Here is a 5002-nt window from a genome sequence, read left to right on the forward strand (position 1 = left end):
GCCCCAGGTGGGGGTGGGCAGGGCGGGTTCGGTGTCCAGGCGGGTGAGCAGGCGGCGGGTGATGGTGTGCAGGATGGGGGTGAAGTCGGCGGTGGGCAGGGTGTGGGTGTGGTCGTCGCCGGTGCGCAGGTGCATGTGCTGGGGGGTGCGGCCGGTGGCCACGGTCAGGGCGTGGGCGTAGGCGGCCAGTTGGAGGACGGCGCCGGGGCCGGGGCGGCGGGCGAGCTTGGTGTCCCAGGGCTCGTAGGTCCAGGCCTCGGGTGCGGGGGTGCGGGCGCGGCCGGTGGCGGGGTCCAGGTCGGAGCGGATGAGGAAGTCGGCGCGTCCGTGGAAGGCGACGGGCCGGGTGCCGTCGTGGTCGAGCCGGTGGTGGAAGCTGCCCTGGTAGATGACGGGCACGCCCGCGGCCATGGCGTCGGTGGTGGCGGCGGCGGCCTTGGCCAGGGAGGCGTCGTCGGGGTGGGGGTCGTCGATGTGGGCGATGTCGCCGAACAGGGCGCGCAGGCGGTCGAGTTCGGCGTGTTCGTGGGCCAGGCCGTGGTGGGCGACCAGGGCGTCGACGGGTTCGGGTGCGGGGGCTCCGGGCAGGCGTGCGGCCAGGGCGGTCTTCAGGGCGCTGCGGTGGTCGCATTCCAGGGTGTCGACGAGGTCGGTGGGTGAGACGACCCAGCCGGTGGTGGTGCGGAACAACGCCGGAGCTCCCTGTGGTGTGTGGGTGGTGCGGGTGTGGGGATTGTGCCATGGGCGGGGGACGTGTGGGCCCTGCTACGCGCGGTGCGGGGTGCGAAAAGGCGGTGGACGGGGCGCTGGTGGGCGTTTCGGGGCCGCCGGGTGTGTCCTTGCGGGTGTGCGCGCCCGTCGACGTTCTGTGCGGCCCGTGGAGGCGTTGCACCGCCGACCCGGCCCCGTGGGAGGGGTTCGTGCGGCGGGTGGGCAGGGTGTGGTGACGGTGATCCGCCGGTCGGGCCGCGGCGGCCCAGGGGCCCGAAGGTGTGGTGTTCCGCTGGTCGAGCCGCAGGCGGCCCGGGGCGTGGTGGTGTTCCGCTGATCGAGCCGGGCGGTTCTGGGCGGACGGTGCGGGTGTGGATTCTGCGGCGGAGGCGGTGTGGCGCGCCCGTGCGCGGGCCGCGGCGGCGGTCGCGGAGACAGCGGCGCGGGCGGGCGTGGTACCTGCCGTGCCGGGCGGTGGTTCTGGCGGGGCCCGCGTCACTTGTCGGCCGATGCCGGGGCGGCGTCCGCGAGGACGCGGGGCGGACGGCGCTGCGGGTGTGTGCGCATCCGGTGCCGGGCGGGCGCTCGTGCCGTTGTTCATGCCCGCGCCCCGGGGAGTGGACCGGCCGGGCACGGTGGCCCGGGAGCGTGATGAGGCGGCGCGGCCCACGGGTGCGCCTCGCTGTGAGCACCGCGCGGGTGCGGGGCGGACGGTGACGGACCGTGCGCGGGTGGTGCGCCGGAACACCACCGTGCCGGGGCCGGGGTTCCGGCCGGAGCGGGCCGGTTCGGGATGTCGGCGGGTGGCCCCGATGGCGGTCCGGTCGGGCCCAGGGACGGCGCCGGTGGCGGCGGGGCGGGGTGCGGCTCCGGCCGCGGGCGCGGTCAGCGTGCCGACCCGATGGCGGCGGGGCGGGCCACTCAGGGGTGGAGCCGGTGGCCGGACCCGGTGGCGGCCGGGCGAGGGCGGTCTGCGGCCCTGGCCGCGGATGCGGTCAGCGCGGCGTCCCGGTGGCGGGGCTCCTGGCCGGGGCCGGGGTTGTCCGGCCTGTTCTGGCCTGGCCCGCGGTGTCCCGGCGGCCACGCCTCAGCTGACGACCTGCCATTCGACGGTGCCCACGCCGGCGCCGGTGCCGATGATCTCGTCGAAGGCGGCGGTGGACAGGTCCAGGCAGCGGCCTTCGATGAAGGGGCCGCGGTCGTTGATGCGCACGGTCACCGACTTGCCGTTGGCGGGGTTGGTGACCTGGACCATGGTGTCGAAGGGCAGGGTCTTGTGCGCGGCGGTCATGCCGTAGGTGTCGAAGGTCTCGCCGCTGGCGGTGGTGGCGCCGTGGAAGCCGTCGCCGTAGAAGGAGGCCTCGCAGGTGCCGCCCTCGCCGGTGGGGGTGCCCTGCGTGGAGGGTGCGGACTCCCCGCTGCTGTCGGAGCCGGATGCGGTCTCGGGTTCGGGGTCGGGTTCCTCGGGGACGGCGCTGCCGTCGGCGGTGGAGCTCTGGGTGGCCCCGGACACGGCCTGTTCGGCCTGTTCGGCGCGGGAGGGGTCGGGTTCGGAGGAGGCGTCGGTGAGGGGGTCGGGTTCGGCCTGGGGGATCTGGGCGGCGTTGACGGTGGTCTCGGGCCCGGTGGCTCCGGCGATGACGGCGGCGGTGGCGGTGCCGGCCACGGCCAGGGTCACTCCGGCGGCCGCGGCGATGACCAGGACGCGTTTTCTGCGGTGGCGGGTGCGGGCGGCACTCACGCGCGGGCCGGGTGTGGCGGTGCTCTGGTGCTGGGTCGTTTGGGGTTCGGTGGTGCCCACGGCGGTGTCCTTCGAACGGGAACAGGGTGGGGCGGTCCGTGTCTCCGGCGCGGGTGCGCGTGGCCCGTGCCCGGTGCCCCGTGTGTGGGGTGGGGCTGGGTGCGGGTGGAGTCGGACCGCCGGGTGTTGCACGCGGGGGTCTGGGCGCAGAGCTTAGGGGTCACGCGCAGGTCACGGTACCGGAAAGTGGTGGTTTGTGGAACTTATCACCACTTGACCTGCGGTTTTGCTGGGCGTGGCATGCGTGTGGCCGCCGGCGGGCGGCGGCCACGAGGGGTGCTGGCGGAGTGCTGGTTCAGACCGGGAGCGGGATGGCGGCCTGGTGGTAGCGGTCGGCCAGGGCGCGGGCGATCGCGGCGTCGGGGCACAGCGGGGCGGCCACGGCGTCGGCGCCGCAGTGGGCCAGGCGGTCGTGGAAGAGTCCGGGGGCCAGCAGCCAGCTGGCGATCACCACCCGGGTGTGCCCGCTCAGGCGCAGGGCCGCGACCTGGTCGGCGACCGTGGGGGTGGCGGTGGCGATGCTGCCGCGCAGCACCGGGGTGCCCAGCAGGTCGCTCAGTCCGGCGGTGGCCTGGTCGAGTTCGGTGTGGGCGCGGGTGTCGGAGGTGCCGGCGCAGGCCAGGACCACGCCGTCGCCGCTGCGGTAGCCGGCGGCCAGCAGTCGCTGGTGGGCGGTGGCCAGTGCGGCGGGGTGGGCGCCCAGGGCGGGCGTGATGACGGCGTCGGCGCGCCCGGCCTGGGCGAGCTGGTGGGGGATGTCGGTGCGCACGTGGTAGCCGGTGGCCAGGAAGGCGGGCACGACCACCAGGGGGCCGGGGACGGTGGCGGCGACCTCGCCCACCGAGGGGGCCAGGACGTCGGCGAAGGCGAGCCGGGTGGGGCGCTGGGTGATCTCGCCCACGCGCAGGGCCAGGGAGTGGGCGATGGCGGTGCCGCGTGCCTGGCGGGTGCCGTGGACGGCCAGCAGCAGGGTGGGGTGTCGGTTCATCGTGAGCAGTCCGTGCTGTCCAAGGCCAGGCGGTAGCCGCGTTTGACGACCGTCTGGATGATCTTGGCGTCGCCCAGGGCGGTGCGCAGGCGGGCCACGGCGGTCTCCACTGCGTGGGCGTCGGCGTCCTCGCCCAGGCAGGTGAGCAGGTGGGCGCGGTCGCGGACCTGGCCGGGGCGGCGGGCCAGTTCGCGCATGATGCGCATCAGGGTGGGCGAGAGGGTGTGGACGGTGCCGTCGACCAGGACGGCGTGTCCGCGCAGGCGCAGGCGGTGTCCGGCCACGCCCAGGGTGGGAAAGCGTGCGGGCAGCTCTTCGGTGAGTTTGCGGACCTGGGCGCCGATGCGGGCGCGTTCGGGCCACACGGTGGGGATGTCGTGGGCCATGAGGGGGCGGGCGGTGACCGGGCCCACGCACATGGCCAGGACGTCGCCGCGCAGGGCTTGGACCAGGGCGCCGTCGTGGCCGGTGGTGCGGGCGCGGGAGAGGAGTCCGGCGGCGGCGGGGGCGCTGGTGAAGGTGACGGCGTCCACTCCCCCGGTGGTGACCGCTTCGATGAGGCGGTCCAGGGGTGCGGTCTGTTCGGGTTGGGTCCAGCGGTAGACGGGCACTTCGAGGACGTGGGCTCCGGCCAGGCGCAGGGCGGCGGTGAAGTCGGGCAGGGGTTCGCCGTGCATCTGGATGGCCACGCGCAGGCCCTGGACGCCGGTGGAGAGCAGGTAGTCCAGGACTTCGGCGGAGGATTCCGAGGGCGGGGACCATTCCTCGTTGAGTCCGGCGGCGCGGATGGCGCCCTTGGCTTTGGGGCCGCGGGCGAGCAGGCGGGAGGACTGCATGGATTTGAGCAGGCCTTCGGCCATGCCCCAGGTCTCGCAGGCCTCGATCCAGCCGCGGAAGCCGATGCCGGTGGTGGCCACGACCACGTCGGCGGGGCGGCGGGTGAGTTCGGTGGAGGCGGCGGCCAGGCGCTGGTCGTCGCTCAAGGGGACGATGCGCAGGGCGGGTGCGGCGATGACCTGGGCGCCTTTGCGGCACAGCAGGGCGCTGAGCTCTTCGGCGCGGCGGGCGGCGGTCACGGCGACGGTGAAGCCGGCCAGGGGCGCGGTGGTGGCGGGCTCGTGGGCGGGTGGTCCGGTCACGGGCGTGGTCAAGGGGTCCCCTGTTCTGCGCGGGTGTTGATCTGGATGGTGGCGTCGTGCACGCGTACGGGCCAGGTGGTGAGGCGGACGGTCTCGTCGTCCAGGCTCTGGCCGGTGCGCAGGGAGAAGACGTTCTTGAGCATGGGTGAGGCGACGGTGGGCTCGCCTGCGCGGTCGCCGACGATGCCGCGGGACATGACGGCGGCCTGGGTGAAGGGGTCGATGTTGTCGACGGCGTAGTAGTGGTCGTCCAGGGTGCGGAAGAGGGCGACCTGGCGGCCGTCGGGCATCAGGACGGCGGCGCCGTCGGCTGGGTGCAGGCGGTGGGTAGGGCAGGCGTTGATCCAGAGGGCGGGCTGGGTG

General features: G+C 75.1%; 4 protein-coding genes and 1 pseudogene. All 5 read right to left on the reverse strand.

What is annotated here, in order from left to right; all coding sequences use genetic code 11:
* Window positions 1-690 (reverse strand): annotated as a pseudogene (locus ADL05_RS24530) (ATPase); the annotation flags it as partial.
* Between the two features lie 1108 nt (window positions 691-1798).
* Window positions 1799-2512, reverse strand: a complete 714-nt coding sequence (locus ADL05_RS24535; RefSeq protein ID WP_053619379.1) for a septal ring lytic transglycosylase RlpA family protein — start codon at window positions 2510-2512, stop codon at window positions 1799-1801.
* A gap of 295 nt (window positions 2513-2807) precedes the next feature.
* Entirely contained in the window at window positions 2808-3500 is a 693-nt protein-coding gene (locus tag ADL05_RS24540) for a sirohydrochlorin chelatase (protein ID WP_053619380.1), read from the reverse strand.
* Entirely contained in the window at window positions 3497-4651 is a 1155-nt protein-coding gene (locus ADL05_RS24545; protein ID WP_053619381.1) for a uroporphyrinogen-III synthase, read from the reverse strand. The genes ADL05_RS24540 and ADL05_RS24545 overlap by 4 nt, the downstream gene beginning before the upstream one ends.
* Window positions 4648-5002: nitrite reductase small subunit NirD (nirD, locus tag ADL05_RS24550; RefSeq protein WP_082376866.1), on the reverse strand; the 355-nt coding region annotated here is incomplete at its 5' end. The genes nirD and ADL05_RS24545, both read right to left, overlap by 4 nt.

It is taken from the genome of Nocardiopsis sp. NRRL B-16309 (genome assembly GCF_001279585.1).
Lineage (GTDB): Bacteria > Actinomycetota > Actinomycetes > Streptosporangiales > Streptosporangiaceae > Nocardiopsis.